Raw genomic sequence first — 16,290 nt, 5'->3', positions numbered from 1 at the left:
CCCGGGAAGTCCGGGGCGCCCCGCCTCTTCGCATGTCACGGCCGGGGACTCTCGCGTCGCGCGTCGTCGGACGGCGGGCGCGGAGGACGGGCGTCGTCGGACGGGCGTCGTCGGACGGCAGGCGCGAAGGACGGGCCCACGGGAAGAAACGACGGGAAGAACAAAGCCGACGAAAACCGGCGGAAGCCCGACGGACGGACCTCCAAAACCCTTACATCACGCGGGGCCCCGCCCCGGTTCGGACCACACCCCCGTGCCGGTCCGAACCGGTCCCGTCCCGTGCGCCGCACGGCGGGAGACAAGGCGGGGCCACCGCGGAGCCCCATGACGCGGCGCCCAAGTGCCGCCGCGCCGGACCAACCCCGCCGGTCCGTACGGCCACCTCACCTCGGCGCTCTCCGCGCGTCCGCGTGACACGGCGCGCGAGCGCTCCGCGTCACACCAGAGTCTTTGACTCAGATGTGAGAATAGATGGTTGAAGGACTCGGTGCCAGCCCGTGACCTGCCGGGTCTCCGGATCCCAGCGACAACCGCTCCATTACAGTGGATGTCTGACCGTTTGTGGCCTTGAAGGGAGCGCGGCACATGGGGGACGAGGCCCGCGAGCCGGCCGGCCTGGCGGAGAAACTGGACCGGTTGTTCCAGGCGCGCAGCCGCGAACGGGGCAGGACGTTGTCGGCCAACGACGTCGCCACCGAGATCAACATCCGGGCCGGCGAGCAGGTGATCTCCGGCAACTACATCTGGCAGCTGCGCAAGGGAAAACGGGACAACCCGACCAAGCGTCATATAGAGGCGCTGGCCGAGTACTTCGGCGTCCCGGCCGCGTACTTCCACGACCACCCCGATCCGCCCGTCGGCGGCGACGGCACCGCGGGGCAGGAGGCCATGGTGGACGCGATGCGCGACGCCGGGGTCATCGCGATGGCCGCCCGGTTCATGGACATGTCCGAGGAATCGCGCAGCGCCGTCCTCGAAATGATCAACCGGGTGCGCAAGCTGGAGGGCCTGTCCGACACGCAGGGGACGGGCGACGGGCCGCCGCGACCGCTTCCGTAGACCGCCAACCCGTCATGCCCCGGTACGGGTCCGCCATCAGGGGCGGCACCTCACGCTCCCGAAGGGACCGGCCGCGCGCCACCCGCTCGCGGGTGGTTCCGCGAGCATGGGCACGCCCCCCGCCCCCGACGACCGGCCCCCCGGTCGCGAGCCCGGCCTCCGCCGCCCCCGCCCGCCCCTTCGCGAGGGCGCCCCGCCCACTCCGTCCGCATCGCGCACCGGCCGGTTCCGGCCGACCGCCGCCGCACCCACCCGGAGGACCGATCACTCGCTGTATGAGACTGGCCCGTGTCCCCGTCATGGCAACGGCCGAAGGAGAGCGCGCCATGAAGTTCACCCGGCGCCGGGCCCGCATGCTCGCCGAGTCCGCGGAACGGATCCGCGATCTGCACATCCCGCGCCCGTTCGACCTGGGCGACTTCCTCGGGCACCTGGCCGCCCGCCGGGCTCGTCCCATCCATCTGCAACCGCAGGTCACCCCGCCCGCGGGCCCCTGCGGACTGTGGATAGCCACCGCCGCGGCGGACTACATCTTCTACGACGAGGCCACCACCGCCCTGCACCGCGACCACATCGTCCTGCACGAGGTCGGCCACATGCTCAGCGGCCACACCAACCTCCTGATACCGGACCCGGCCGCCACCGCGCAGCCCGGCCCCGAGGTGGATCCCGGGGAGATCCAGGCCGTTCGGGCGCGCAGCCACTACAGCGACCGCGAGGAACAGGAGGCCGAAATGATCGCCTCGCTGATCCTGCGGCACGCCGACCGCGTATCATCGGCCCGCCGCCCGGCGACGTCCCAGCAGGCACAGGTCATCAGCCGGATGGACGACGTCTTCGGTCCCAAGCGACGGTAGCCCCGACACATGGTCAACGCCCTCTTCCTGTCCATAGCCGCCCTGCTCCTCCTGGCGGCCCTCTACAAAGCGCGCCCCCTCCTGACCCGGCCACGGCCGCAGGGGCTGGGCGCGCTGTGCGGTTTCCTGACGGCCCTCGGGTTGTCCCTGGTCTTCCTCACGCCGGCCGTCGGTTCGGTACTGAGCGCCGTGACGCCGAAACTGGGCCGCCTGCTCGGCAACTGCTCCACCCTGGCCGCCGCCACCTGCGTGTCCATCCTCCTGCTGCGCTTCAACGAGGAACCGGCCGCCGCGGACCGCAAGGCCCGGCGCCGGGTGCTCTCGCTGGTGCTGGCCGTGTGCGCGCTGGCCGTCCTGTTCCTCTCCTCTCCCGTAGGGGACTCCCCGGACGCCCCCACCTTCGGCGATCTGCCGCGCACCGCGCCCCTTTTGAACGTCTATATCCTGGTCTTCACCGGTTACCTCGGCGCCGCCGTCATCGACCTGCTGCGCCAGGCGCTCCGGTACGCGCGCCACGCGCCGCGCGCCGCCCTGCGCCACGGGCTGCGGATCATCGCGCTCGGCTGCGGCATCGGCCTGGTCTACGCGACGTACAAGATCGTCCACACCGTCAGCCTGTGGACCGACTCGGACTGGCTGCCGCCGGAGCAGCTGTGCTCGTCCCTGTTCACTCCGGTGACGTGCACGTTCAACGTGGGGCTGCCCGCCCTGTGCAGCGTGGTGCTGCTGATCGGCATCCTGCTGCCGGCGATCGGCCCGGCCCTCGGCAAGCCCTGGCGACGGATCCAGATGTGGCGGCTGCACCGCGGGCTGCACCCCCTGTGGGCCGCCCTGTACGAGGCCGTGCCGGAGATCCAGCTCACCGCGGCCGAGGGCCGGGACGCCGCCCCGGACACCGAGTTCCGGCTCTACCGCCGGGTGATCGAGATCCGCGACGGCATCCTGCTGCTGCGTCCGCACCGCAGCGAGGAGGTCCGCCGGGCCGCCGAGAAGAATCTGCGCGCCCTTGGCCGCCAGGGCCGGGATCTCGCCGCGGAGACCGAGGCCATCGTGCTGACCGCGGCCCTCGCCGCCCGTGCGGACGGCCTGCCGCCCGCCCACCCCATCAGCGCCGAAGACGCCACCCTGACCCACCCGGAGCTGAACAACCTGCTGGACGAGGCCCGCTGGCTGCACCGCGTCTCCCGCGCCTTCGCGTCGTCCGGCGCCGCCGCACCGCACGAGCCTGCGTCCGCGGCCGGGCGGAGCGAGGGCGAGGCGTGATCCGCGCTCCGCGCGCCCGTCCGCCCGGAACACGCCGTTCCACCGTCCCCGGCGGCGCCCACCGGCGCGGAGCCGCGACCGCCCGCCTTACCCTCCCGTAGCCCGTCCCCCACGAGGTCACCCCGCATGAGCACCAGCGCCCCCCTGGACTCCCCCGAATACTTCCGCGACCCCTACCCCACCCTTGCCGCACTGCGCCGGCGCGGCCCCGTCCAGCGGGTGCGCACCGGCCCGTTCGGGGACACCTGGGCGGTCACCGGCTGGTCCGAGGCCCGTGCCGCGTTCGCCGACCCCCGCCTGTCCAAGGACACCACCCGCTACTTCGCCGACAAGCCGCGCACCCGCGACCTCGCCCCCGCCGTCAGCGCCACCATGCTCGCCACCGACCCGCCGGACCACACCCGCCTGCGCCGACTGGCCATGAAGGCGTTCACCCCGGCCGCGGTGGCCCGGCTGGAACCCCGCATCGCCGCGCTCGCCGACCGCCTCATCCAGACGATGGCCGACCGCGGCACGGCCGACCTCATCGAGGACTTCGCCGTCCCGCTCCCCATCGACGTCATCGGCGAACTCCTCGGCGTCCCGCCCGAGGACCGCGCCACCCTCCGCCGCCTGTCCAACGCCCTGTTCGCCACGGGCGACAAGGCCGCCGTGGACGCCGCCTCGCACGCCATCAGCGACTACATGACGGCCCTGATCGCCACCAAACGCGCCGCCTTGTCCACCGAGGAGGGCCCGGCTGACGCTCCCGACCTGCTCACCGCGTTGATCACCGTTCGCGACGAGAACGGGAACGGGAACGCGGCGGACGGGAACGCGGACGGACGCGCCGCCACGAACGGGAACGCGGACGGGAACGCCCCCACGAACGGGCACGCCCTCACACACGAGGAACCCGAAACCGGAGAAGCCAACGGACGCACCACCCCCGCACCCCCGCCCCACCGCCTCTCCGAGCCCGAACTCGTCTCCCTCGCCGTCCTCCTCGTCGTCGCCGGCCACGAGACCACCACCAACCTCATCGGCAACGGCATGCTCGCCCTCCTCCAGGACGACGCCCTGCGCGCCCGCGTGCGCGAGAACCCCGAGCTGCTCCCCTCCGTCATCGAAGAGCTGCTGCGCTACGACGCCCCGCTCACCACCGCGACCTTCCGCTACGCCACCACCCCGCTCACCCTCGGCGGCGTCGACATCAAGGCGGGCGACGTCGTGCTCGTCCTCCCCGGGGCCGCCAACCGCGATCCGTCCCGGTTCCCCGACCCGGACGTCCTCCAGCTCGACCGCCCCACCAGCCACCTCTCCTTCGGCCACGGCATCCACCACTGCCTCGGCGCCCCGCTGGCGCGCCTGGAGGCCCGCATCGCCTTCCAGGCTCTGCTGACCCGCTTCCCCGGCCTCCGCCTGGCCTGCCCCGCCGACGAACTCCCCTGGCGCCACACCCGTCTGGTGCGCGGCCTGGCCCACTTGCCGGTCACCTGGACGCGCCCGGCGCACTGATCCCCGTACGCGCCCCGCGCCCCACCCCCACCTGCCAACCTGGAGGGACCAGCCCACCCGGAGGAACCCCACCGCCACCTGCTCACCCGCCCGCCCCCGAGGGAAGGAAGCAGCGCCATGGCCCCACCCGCGACCGAACCGACCGCCGCCACCCGGCCCGCCGCCCGCCGAGCGCTGCTGGCGGGTTCGGTCGGCAACCTCATCGAGTGGTACGAGTTCGGGGTCTACGGCTACTTCGCCACGATCATCGCCGAGCGCTTCTTCACGCCCGAAGGCGGCAGCGCGACCGAGGGACTCGTCAAGACCTACGCGTCCTTCGCCCTGGCCTTCTTCTTCCGCCCCTTGGGAGCCGCCGTCTTCGGCCGCCTCGGCGACCGCCTCGGCCGCCGCCCCGCCCTCATCCTGGCCGTGACCACGATGACCGGCGCCACCACCCTGATCGGCCTGCTCCCCGCCCACGCCACCGCCGGCGCGCTCGCCCCGTGGCTCCTCACGCTCCTGCGGGCCGTGCAAGGGCTGTCGGCGGGCGGCGAGTTCGGCGGCGCGGTCGCCGTCATGACGGAGTTCGCCCCACCGCACCGCCGCGGACGCTACGGAGCCTGGCAGTCCTTCACCGTCGCACTCGGCCTGCTCACCGGCGCCGGGTTCGCCGCCCTCCTCGCCACCGTCCTGACCGAAACGTCCCTGCACACCTGGGGCTGGCGCCTCCCCTTCCTCCTGACCCTCCCCCTCGGCCTGACCGCCCTCTGGCTCCGCCTCCGCCTGGACGAAACCCCGTCCTTCCGCCGCAGACAACGGGCCGACCGCCGGCCCCAGGCGCCACACAAAGAGCCCTACCAGCAAAAACCCCGTCGGAACCCACCCGGGAAACCCCCCGCTCCCCCTTCCCTCCCCAAAGCCATCGCCCTCGGGGCCGGACGCATCATGGGCTGGTCCGCCGCCGGCTACACCTTCCTCGTCGTCCTCCCCGGCTACCTCCAGAGCACCCTGAACGCCACCTTCCAACAGGCCCTGATCGCCACCGCCCTGGCCAACCTCGGCTTCGCCGCCTCGATCCTCCCGGCCGGCGCCCTCAGCGACCGGTGGGGCCGGCGCCCGGTGATGGTCGCCGGTGCCGTCCTCGTCACCGCGCTCGCCCTGCCGCTGCTCGACCTGCTCCAGAGCCCGGGGGCCTCGACGCTCGGCAAGGGGTTCGCCCTCGTCGGCGCGGGCGCGGTCGTCGGGCTGCTGGCGGGCCCGGGCCCGGCGATGCTCGCCGAGATGTTCCCCACCATCGTCCGCTACACCGGGCTGGGCCTGGCCTACGCCCTGGCCAACGCGGTCTTCTCCGGCAGCGCGGGCCTGATCATCACCGAACTCGTCCAGCACACCGGCGACGCCGACATCCCCGCCTACTACGCCGCCGCCACCTGCGCCCTCAGCATCCCGGCCCTCCTCACCCTCCGCACCGCCGACCAGCGCCGCACGCTCCACGACTGAGCCGAACACCCCGCGACCGCGGGCCGACGCGGTCCCGCCACCCCGCCGCCGAAGGGCCTACGGAAGAACGGCACGCGGGTGAGCCATGCGCGACCCGCGACATCGCGGCGCGAAACCAGCAGGTTGTTTCCCGGCAGACCCGAAGCCGACATCCCCGGAACCCAGCGGAGGCGAAGCACCCCCATGCGCATCCTCGCCCTGATGTCCGGCACCTCCCACGACGCCATCGACGCCGCCGCGGCGGACCTCGCCCGCGACGGGGACACCCTCCGCCTCACCCCCTTGGGCACGGTGAGCGCCGCCTACTCCCCCGGCCTCCGCGCGGATCTGATCTCCGCGCTCCCGCCCGCACCGACCACCATGGAGCAGGTCTGCCGACTCGACACCCGCATCGGCCAGGAGTTCGCCGCCCTCGCCGTGCGCGCCGACCGCGAACTGTGCGACGGTCGCGCCGACCTCGTCGTCTCACACGGCCAGACGGTCTACCACTGGACCGACGACGGCCGGGCCCTCGGCACCCTCCAACTCGGCCGGTCCGCCTGGATCGCCGAGGCCACCGGCCACCCCGTCCTCTCCGACCTGCGCCCCCGCGACATCGCCGCCGGCGGCCAGGGCGCGCCGCTCGTCAGCCTCTTCGACGTCCTGTGGCTCCGCGGGCGCCCCGGCCGCCCGGCCGCCGTCAACCTCGGCGGCATCGCCAACATCACCGTCCCCGCCCCGGACGGCCCGCCCCTCGCCTACGACACCGGCCCCGCCAACGCCCTCCTCGACGCCGCTACCCACCACTTCACCCACGGCGCCCTCCCCTACGACACGAACGGCGCCCTCGCCGCCCGAGGCACCGTCCACCGACCCCTCCTCCACCACCTCCTCGCCGACCCGTACTACGCCCGCCCCGCCCCCAAGACCACCGGCAAGGAACACTTCCACCTCCCCTACCTCCTGTCCGCCCTCGCGGCCCTCCCCACCCGCACCCACCCATCCCCCGAGGACATCCTCGCCACCCTCGCCCACCTCACCGCCCGGACCGTCGCCGACGCGGCCCACTCCGCCGCCGTCACCGAAGTCATCGCCTCCGGCGGCGGTACCCACAACCCCACCCTCCTGTCCGCCCTCCGCACCGCCCTCGCCCCCGTCCCCCTCCTCACCTCCGACACCCTCGGCCTCCCCACCACCGCCAAAGAGCCCTACGCCTTCACCGTCCTGGCCTGGCTCACCCTCCACTCCCTCCCGTCCACCCTCCCCTCCTGCACGGGCGCCCGGCACCCGAGCCTGCTGGGGACCCTGACTCCGGGGCGCGAGGGGTGGCGGTTGCCGGAGCGGGTGGGGAAGGGGCCGGAGAGGGTGGAGTTCGAGGGTGGGCCGTGACTCCGGCCCGCTTCGCTCCCCCGGAGAGTGCGGCCCGCCCTCTCCGCGTGCGGCCCGTCCTCTCCGTGGTTTTCGCGCCGCACACCGGCGCCCGTGCGGCGTTCACATCCGGATCAGGGCCAGCCCCGCGCTGAGTCCGCTGGCCAGGCCGATGAGAGCGACCGTGTCGCCGGGTTCGACGCGGTTGCTCTCCAGGGCGGTGACCAGTTGGAGGGGGAGGGACGCGGAGGCGGCGTTGCCGTGCTCGGCGACGGTGGGCAGGCAGCGGTGGGCGGGCAGGCGCAGTTTCTCGATCGTCTCGTGGTACTGCGCGACGGTGGTCTGGTGGAAGGCGATGAAGGCGCTGCGCCGGGCCTCCTCCGCGTCCGCGCCCCAGTGTTCGAGAGCCGAGGGCAGGAAGTCGAGGACGATGTCGCGCAGCAGGTCTCCGTTGAGCCGGAGGTAGGTGGGCTCCGGGTCGGCCAAGCGGTGGTGCATGGTGCCGCCTGCCGCGAGGGTGCAGGCGTTCCACGCCGTGGAGTCCGCGCTGAAGGTGGCTTTCAGGATGCCCGGCCCGCCGTCGGTGGCCGGGGTCGCCGTGAGCAGAAGGGCGGCGCCCGCGTCCGAGACCGTGTATCCGGGCATGGCGCGCAGAAAGGTGTCGTGGTTGGGCAGGTGCCAGCGAGCGGAGAGCGTGCACGCCTCACCGCAGGTGATCAGCACGGTCCGGTACCGGCCCGCCTCGATGAACGCGGAGGCGATCTCCATGCCGTTGAGCACGCTGTTGCAGGCGTTCTTCACATCGAGTGCCGGGCAGGTGGCGCCGAGTTTCGCGGCGACGATGTGCGCGGTGGCCGGCTCGATGAGGTCTTGGCTGCAGGCGGTGAAGAGCAGCAGGTCGATGTCGCCGATGGCGTATCCGGCGGTTTCCAGGGCCTTGGTGGCGGCGGCGACGGCGAGGTCGGACGCCTGTTCGTGCTCGCCCTTCTCGTGCACGCCGCGCACCCCCGTCAGGTCTTCCAGCAGACCGGCCGGGGGGGACGAAGGCGCTGCCCGCCCGGGCGATGCGCGTCCGTGCCTCCTCCATCGTCCGGTATCGGGCGGGCAGATGGACCGCGGTGGTCACCAACCGGGCACGCTCGGCAGAAGACATGCCATCACCGTAAGCGAACGGAAGGACAATAGCGGCTTTTCGTTACCAGCTCATGCAAAGGGTTGAAATATCGTACTGATCAACGAATCAGTAAGTGCTTCTGCAATTGGGAAAAATTTAGGAGGAAAGAGAAGAAAGGACGGCATGTATGGATGTGACCGATCGAGCGATCGCCATCGTAGGGGTGGGCTGTCGTCTGCCGGGCGGGCTGACGGACCTGGACGGCCTGTGGGAGGCCCTGTCACAAGGCCGGGATCTGGTCGGCCGGATGCCGGAGGACCGTTTCGACCGGGCGCTCTGCGTGGACCCGGGACCGCAGCGGCCGTTCCGCAGCTATACGGCGGCCGGCGGGTTCCTGGCCGACGTCGCGGGGTTCGACGCGGGCTACTTCGGCATCGCACCGATCGAGGCCGCGTCCATGGACCCCCAGCAGCGGTTGGTGCTGGAGCTGGCCGTCGAGGCTCTTGACGACGCCGGCATCCCCGCCGAGTCCCTGGCCGGCTCCCCCGGCTCGGTCTTCATCGGCGTCTCCGACCTGGCCTACGCCCGGCTCCAGTCACGGCTGCGGGAGGGGCAGACGCCCTACGGCATGAGCGGTGGCGCCCTGTCGATCGTCGCCAACCGGCTGTCGCACTTCCTCGACCTGCGCGGTCCGAGCATGGTGATCGACACCGCCTGCTCCTCCTCCCTGGTGGCGCTGGACCGCGCCTGCCGCACCCTGCTGGAGGGCGCGGGCCGCGTCGCCGTCGCCGGAGGGGTCAACGTCCTGGCCGGGCCGGAGGGGTTCGTCGGATTCTCCGCCGCGTCGATGCTGTCGCGGCGCGGGCGGTGCGCGGCGTTCTCCGCCGAGGCCGACGGCTTCGTGCGGGCGGAGGGAGGGGGCGTGGTCGTCCTGAAGCGGCTGGCCGACGCGGTGGCCGACGGGGACCGCGTCCACGCGGTGATCGCCGGTACCGGTGTCAACTGCGACGGGCGCACCGCGGGGTTGGCGCTGCCCAGCTCCGCGGCGCAGGAGGCGTTGCTGCGCGAGGTCTACGAGGGCACCCGCGTGAGCCCTGACGACCTGGTCTACTTCGAGGCGCACGGCACCGGGACGGCGGCGGGGGACCCGGCGGAGGCGCGAGCGATCGGCAGGGCTCTGGGACGGCACCGGGCGGGCGGGCGGCTGCCGATCGGTTCGGTGAAGTCGAATCTGGGGCACCTGGAACCGGCCTCGGGGATGGCCGGGCTCTTCAAAGCGCTGCTCGTGCTGCGGCACGGCACGGCGCCGACGACCCTGCACGCGCGGCCCCTGAACCCGGAGATCGACTTCGCGGGCCTGGGGCTGGCCCCGACCGTCGAGCCGGTCGCGCTGCGCCCGCGTCCGCGGGCCGCGGTCGGCGTGAACTCCTTCGGCTTCGGCGGCGTCAACGCCCACGCCGTGCTCACCGCGCCCCCCGCCTCCCCTCCCGCCGCGCCGCCGGTGACCGGCCCGCTGCCGGTGACGGTCTCCGCTCGCTCGGCCACGGCGCTCAAGGAGCTGGCGGCCCGGGTGTCCGCGCGACTGAGGCAGGCCGCCCCCGAGGAGTTCTACGACCTGGCGCACACCAGCACCCGGCGCCGCAGCGCGCACGCGCACCGGGCCACCGTGTTCGCGGGCAGCGCGCGGCAGGCGGCCGACGAACTGGAGAACCTGTTCGCCGGCCGGCCGGCGGCGGGAGCCGTCAGGCCGCCGGCCGACCGCCGCTCCGTGGCCTACGCGTTCTGCGGCAACGCCTCCCAGTGGCCCGGCATGGCCGCCGATCTCCTGGCCGACGACCCCGCCTTCCGGACCGCGGTCGACGAGGCGGACGCCGCGCTCGCCCCGCATCTGGGCTGGTCGGTGGCACGGGAGCTGGCCCGCCCGGAGGCGGACCGGTGGCGCCGCACCGAGGTCGCCCAGCCGCTGCTGTTCGCCGTCCAACTGGGCCTGTCCGCCCACCTCGCCGCGCGCGGGGTGCGTCCGGCGGTGGTCTTCGGGCACAGCGTCGGCGAGATCGCCGCCGCCCGTGTCGCCGGGGCACTCACCCTGGAGCAGGCCGCGCTGGTGATCGCCGCGCGCGGCCGTGCCCAGGCACCCACCGCCGGGAGCGGCCGGATGGCGGCCGTCGGACTGCCGGAGGACCGGGCCCGCGAGGCGCTCGCCCGCTACGAGGGCGCCTTGGAGATCGCCGGAATCAACAGCGACCAGGACGTCACCGTGGCGGGAAACACGGAGGCACTGGCCGCTCTGGGCGCCGAACTGGCGGCCCGCGACGTCTTCTTCCGCGACCTGGACCTCGACTACGCCTTCCACAGCCGCGCCATGGACCCCGCCGCCGGTCCCCTGCACGATGCCCTGGCGGACCTCCGTCCCTCCCCCACCGGTGTCCCGTTCGTCTCCTCCGTCACGGGCGGTCCCCTCGCGGGCCAGGAGCTGACGGCCCGGTACTGGTGGCGCAACGTCCGCGAGCCGGTCCGTTTCGCCCAGGCCACCGCCCACGCGCTGGGGGAGCGGGCGGGCATCGTCGTGGAGATCGGCCCGCAGCCCGTTCTGCGCCCGTACCTGCGGCGCACCGGTGCCGTCCACGTACCGGCACTCCACCGCGACGCGCCCGGGCCGCAGGCCGTGGCCTCCTGCGCCGCCGCGCTGATCGCGGCGGGCGCCGACACGGACTGGCCCGTCCACTTCCCCCACCCCGCCCGCGTGGCCGACCTGCCCCCCTACCCCTGGCAGCGCAAGCGTCACTGGCACGGCGGGCCCACCGACTGGAAGCGCAGCAGCGGCACCGGCCACTTCGAGCACCCGCTGCTCGGCGAACGGCTGCCCGGCCCGAACCCGTTGTGGGAGGCCACGGTCGAACCGCAGCTCGTGCCCTGGCTCGGCGACCACCTGATCGACGAGACCGTGGTGATGCCCGCCGCCGCCTACGCCGAGATGGTCCTGGCCGCGGGGCGGCGCGCCCTGCGGGCGCCGGTCGAGGTCAGGCACCTGCGCATCACCCGCCCGCTGCCGCTGCCCTGGCCGGACCCCGGGGACCAGCGCCTGCAGACGACCGTGCAGCCGGACAGCGGCACCGTGATCGTCAGCGCCGGAGAGGGCCGCGGCGCGGAGTGCCGCCCCGTGGCCACCGCCCACGTGCACGCCCTGCTCGGCCATCGCCCCGAGGCCGTCGACACCGAGGCCCTCGACACCGAAGCCGCGCGGGCGCGCGGCGCGCACCGGATCGACGCCACCACGCACTACGACGCGTGCCGGCGCCTCGGCCTCGCCTACGGCCCCGCCTTCCGCCTGCTGCGCGACCTCGTCACCACCGGCGACGGCGACGTGCTCGCCTCCTACCAGCACGACGGGCCCGGCCCGGCGTGGGAGATCTTCCCGCTCGTCCTGGACGCGGCCTTCCAAGCGGGTGCCCCGCTGCTCGCCGGACGGAACGCGGACCACGAGGCCTACCTGCCCACCGGCCTGCACGCCCTGCGCGTGTGGCAGGCCCCCGGCCCCTGCGGCTTCGTCCGCGTGCGCGAACGGACGGCCGTCGAGCCCGAGGCGTGCTGGGACATCACGATCACCGATCAGGACGGCACGGTCGCCGTGGAGATCGACCGCCTGTGCATGCGGCGGATGCCCAGTGGCCGCACCCCTTTGAGCGTCCAGCGCACCGTTCTGCGGGCCGCGCCCCGGCCGGGCACCACGGGCCCCGGTATCCAACTCCCCCCGCCCGCCGCGCTCCTGGCGTCCGCCGACGGCCGGATCAGGGAACTCGACAGGTCCTGGCGGGACACCGGACAGCATCACGCCACCCACGCCTCGCGCGACCTCATCGCGCGCTGCTGGCCCGAGGTGCTCGCGGACTTCCTGCCGGATCCCACGGCCCCCTTCGCCGTGAAGGATCTCCTCGAAGCCGGTCTGCTGCCCCAGCACCGCCGGCTGCTCAAGGCCGGCCTTCCCGACCTGCGACGGCACGGCGTCGTCCGCCTGCGCCCCGACGGCCGCTGGCAGCTGACGGGCTCACCCCGCCGGGACGGGGAGCCGCTGCGCGCACTGCTCACGGAGAATCCCGCCGGCGGCCCCGAAGTGGGCCTGGCCGCCCGGCACCTGCAGCACCTGCCCGGCCTGTTGCGCGGCACCGTCGACCCGATCCAGCTCCTGACCTCCGACACGGTCCGCTACCAGCAGTTCTTCGACCTCGGCCCGCGCAACCGGTTCACCAACCTCCTGACCCGCGCCGTGGTGGAGGAGATCGTCCGGTGCTGGCCCGAGGACCGGCCGCTGAGGATCCTGGAGATCGGGGCGGGCACCGGAGGGCTCACCGCCACCGTCCTTCCGGCGCTGCCCGCCGAGCGCACCCGCTACACCTTCACCGACGTCTCGGCGACCTTGCTCAGCCCCGCCGAACACCGTTTCGCCGCCTACGACTTCGTCGACTACCGCACCTTCAACCTCGACGCCGACGTGGACGAGCAGGGACTGCCCGAGGACGGGTTCGACGTCGTCCTGGCCGCCAACGCCCTGCACACCGCGGCCGACCTGGCCGCCGCCCTGCGCCGCGTCGGCCGGCTGATCGCTCCCGGCGGCCGGCTGCTGGCGGTGGAGTCCCACGACACCGTTCAACTGTGCGCCCTCTTCGGGGCCCTCGACAGCTTCTGGCGCCGCGGTGACCACGCGCTGCGCCCCGACAGCCTCCTGCTGCACCACGAGCAGTGGCCTCCCTTGCTGGAACGGTGCGGCTTCACCGGCGTGGCACGCGCCGGCACCGAGACCGGGCCCGACCCCACCCAGTTCTCCCTCTACGTCGCCGCCGCGCCCGACCGCACCGGCACGCCGCCCGCGCCGCCCGACCCTCCGGCCGGCACCACCTGGACCATCGGCGCCGAAAGCCCGGCCGAGGAGCCGCTGGCCCACGCCCTGGCCGCGCTGCTGGGCGACGCCACCGTCACCTCCCTCGACGACCCGGCCGCCCCGGTCGCCCCCGGCACGCAGGAGGCCGTCACCATCCTGCTGCTCGCCGAGCCGGAGGAAGACCCCGCGCGGATCGTGACCCGCACCGTCCGCAGGATCGCCGCCCTCAAGGCCCTGATCGCGGCCCGCGACCGGCTGCCGGACGCGGTGCGGACCAGGACCTGGCTGGTCACCCGCCCCAGCGGAGTGCTGCCCGCACCCGAACGGGCCGCCCACCCCGGCGACGCGCCCGTCTGGGGCGTCGCCCGCACCCTGGCCAACGAGCGGCCCGAGCTGGTGATCCACCGGGTCAGCCTCGACCGCGGGGACGACCCGGCCGACGACGCCTGCCGTCTCGCCCGGGAACTGCTCGATCCCTCGGACGAGGACGAGGTCGTCCTCACCCGGAGCGGCGGCCGGTTCGTTCCCCGCGAGACCGAGCACCCCGCCGACCACAGGCCCGCCACCGCGCCCGCGGGCTCCTTCGCCCTCGCGGTGCACGACCCCGGGCTGTCCTACCGGCTGGTCTGGCAGGAATGTCCCACTCCCGATCCGGGCCCCGGCCGGATCACCATCACGGTCAGGGCCGTGGGCCTGAACTACCGCGACACCCTCCAGGTCAACGGCCTGCTGCCGTCCGAGGCCATCGAGGGCACCGTCACCGCGCAGGGACTGGGCATGGAGTGCGCGGGCGTGGTCACCGCCACCGGGCCCGGCGTCACCGCGTGGTCGCCCGGCGACCGCGTCTTCGGCCTGGCGCCCTCGGCCCTGGCCTCGCACGCCGTCGTCGACGCGCGGGCCGTCGCCCGCGTCCCCGACGGCATGAGCTTCGCGGAGGCGGCCACCCTGCCCGTCGTCTTCGCCACCGTCCACCACAGCCTCGCCCACCTGGCCCGACTGGCACCCGGAGAGACCGTCCTGGTGCACGGGGGCGCCGGCGGCATCGGCCTGGCCGTGCTGCGGTACGCCCGTCTCACCGGGGCCAAGGTCATCGCCACGGCGGGCAGCGAGACCAAACGCGACCTGCTCACCGCCCTGGGAGCCGACCACGTCCTGGACTCCCGCACCCTGGACTTCGCCGTCCGGGTACGGGAACTGACCGGTGGGCGCGGCGTCGACGTCGTCGTCAACTCCCTCAGCGGACCGGCCATCGCCCGCAGCCTGGAACTCCTCGGCCCCGGTGGCCGCTTCATCGAACTCGGCAAGCGCGACATGCTGGAGGACAAGCCCCTGCCGGCGCGCCCCTTCCTGCGCAACCTCGCCTACTTCGGGGTCGACCTCAACGGCCTGATGTCCGGCCCCGACGCGGCCAAGGACCTGTTCACCGAGGTCGCGGCCAGGATCCACGCCGGTGACTACCGGCCGCTGCCGCACGTCGCCTATCCGGCGGCCCGCGTGCACGAGGCGTTCCGGCTGCTGCAGCACTCCCGCCACACCGGCAAGGTCGTCGTCTCCCTGGCTCCCGTCGACGAGCCCGTCCCCGTCCGGCCCGCACCGGCAGCCCCCCGGCCGCTGGACCCCGCCGGCACCTACCTGATCACCGGCGGCCTGGGCGGCTTCGGCGCCGCCACCGCCGACTGGCTCGCCGATCACGGCGCCCGCCACCTCGCCCTCGTCAGCCGCCAGGGCCCCGACGCGCCCGAAGCGGCCACCGTGCTCGAACGGCTCGCCCGGCACGGCGTCACCGCCACCCCGTACGCCGCCGACGTCACCGACGAATCCGCCGTGCGCCAGGTGCTGGCCGCCGTGGCCACCACCGGTCACCCGCTGCGCGGCGTGGTGCACTGCGCCATGCGACTCGACGACGCCCCCCTGGCCGACCTCACCGACGAACGCCTCACCGCCGTCCTGGCGACCAAGGCGGCCGGCGCCGCCGTCCTGCACCGCCTGACCGCCGGCCTCGACCTCGATCTGTTCCTGCTCTGGTCGTCGATGGCCTGCTGTCTGGGAAACGTGCACCAGGCCCCCTACGTCGCGGGCAACAACTACCTCGAAGCCCTCGCCCGGGCCCGGCGGCACGCGGGACTGCCCGGCACCACCGTCTCCTGGGGAGCAGTCTCCGAAACCGGCTACGTCGACCGCAACAACCTGCACACGGCCCTGCACACGCTCGGAATCGAACCCGTGAGCCCCCGGGCGCTCTTCGCGGCGGCGGACGGCGTCCTGGCCGACGGCCCCGATGTGGTCGGGGTCGGCAAGATGGGCTGGGCTCGTGCCCGGCGGGTGCTCCCCGCTCTGGCCGCGCCCCGCTTCTCGGGCGTCATCCCGGCCCACGCGGCCGTCGCGGACGACTCTCGCGAGGAATTCCTCCGCTCCCTGACCTCCATGGCGGCCGAGGACGCGGTACAGGCCATCACGCAGACCCTCGCCCGTCTGCTCGCCACCGTCCTGCACACCGACCCGTCCGAGCTCCCCACCGGCCAGCCGCTCGGCGAGTTCGGCCTCGACTCCCTCATGGGCGCCGAACTCCTGGTACGCACCCGCGAATACTTCGACGTCCGCCTCTCCCCGACCGAACTCCAGACGGAGGAAGGCAGCCTGACGCGCCTGGCCCGCCTCATCCACCAACGCCTCGGCTCCCAGCACGCCGACCCCGCGACGGCCGCGTCGCCGACGCGGGCCGAAGCCCCGGGGACCACCTCCCCGACGGACTGACGGCACGCCTTCCCGCGCTCCACGACCTGGCGCGGGGAAGGCAC

The 16,290-nt window shown here is 73.9% G+C and carries 8 protein-coding genes; 7 read left to right on the top strand and 1 reads right to left on the bottom strand.

Going from position 1 to position 16,290, the window contains the following annotated elements; translation table 11 throughout:
- Window positions 1-585 precede the first annotated feature (585 nt).
- From ABZX96_RS35330 to ABZX96_RS35305, 6 genes are all read left to right on the top strand, one after another.
- Window positions 586-1,059 carry a helix-turn-helix transcriptional regulator gene (locus ABZX96_RS35330; protein ID WP_355552798.1) on the top strand — a complete coding sequence of 158 codons (474 nt, stop codon included), beginning with the start codon at window positions 586-588 and terminating at the stop codon, window positions 1,057-1,059.
- Between the two features lie 326 nt (window positions 1,060-1,385).
- On the top strand, window positions 1,386-1,916 hold the full coding sequence (locus ABZX96_RS35325; RefSeq protein ID WP_355552795.1) for a hypothetical protein: 531 nt from the start codon (window positions 1,386-1,388) through the stop codon (window positions 1,914-1,916).
- A 9-nt stretch (window positions 1,917-1,925) separates the two neighbouring features.
- Window positions 1,926-3,179: an MAB_1171c family putative transporter gene (locus ABZX96_RS35320; RefSeq protein ID WP_355552792.1), complete on the top strand. Its 1,254-nt coding sequence runs from the start codon at window positions 1,926-1,928 to the stop codon at window positions 3,177-3,179.
- A gap of 126 nt (window positions 3,180-3,305) precedes the next feature.
- The gene (locus ABZX96_RS35315; protein ID WP_355552789.1) at window positions 3,306-4,676 is read left to right on the top strand and encodes a cytochrome P450; all 1,371 of its coding nucleotides are present in this window, start codon (window positions 3,306-3,308) and stop codon (window positions 4,674-4,676) included.
- 117 nt (window positions 4,677-4,793) lie between these two features.
- Complete coding sequence (locus tag ABZX96_RS35310) at window positions 4,794-6,155, top strand: MFS transporter (protein ID WP_355552787.1); 1,362 nt, start codon at window positions 4,794-4,796, stop codon at window positions 6,153-6,155.
- 183 nt (window positions 6,156-6,338) lie between these two features.
- Window positions 6,339-7,523: an anhydro-N-acetylmuramic acid kinase gene (locus tag ABZX96_RS35305; protein ID WP_355552784.1), complete on the top strand. Its 1,185-nt coding sequence runs from the start codon at window positions 6,339-6,341 to the stop codon at window positions 7,521-7,523.
- A 102-nt stretch (window positions 7,524-7,625) separates the two neighbouring features.
- On the opposite strand, the gene ABZX96_RS35300 is transcribed toward ABZX96_RS35305, so the two are convergent.
- Window positions 7,626-8,498, bottom strand: a complete 873-nt coding sequence (locus tag ABZX96_RS35300) for a 3-oxoacyl-[acyl-carrier-protein] synthase III C-terminal domain-containing protein (RefSeq protein ID WP_355552782.1) — start codon at window positions 8,496-8,498, stop codon at window positions 7,626-7,628.
- A gap of 305 nt (window positions 8,499-8,803) precedes the next feature.
- On the opposite strand from ABZX96_RS35300, the gene ABZX96_RS35295 reads away from it, so the two are divergent.
- The gene (locus ABZX96_RS35295) at window positions 8,804-16,246 is read left to right on the top strand and encodes an SDR family NAD(P)-dependent oxidoreductase (RefSeq protein ID WP_355552779.1); all 7,443 of its coding nucleotides are present in this window, start codon (window positions 8,804-8,806) and stop codon (window positions 16,244-16,246) included.
- Window positions 16,247-16,290: the final 44 nt, after the last annotated feature.

The organism is Streptomyces sp. NPDC003077 (genome assembly GCF_040611095.1).
Lineage (GTDB): Bacteria > Actinomycetota > Actinomycetes > Streptomycetales > Streptomycetaceae > Streptomyces.
The sequence above is the reverse complement of the archived record's forward strand: the minus strand, read 5'-3'. Positions and strand labels throughout refer to the sequence as shown.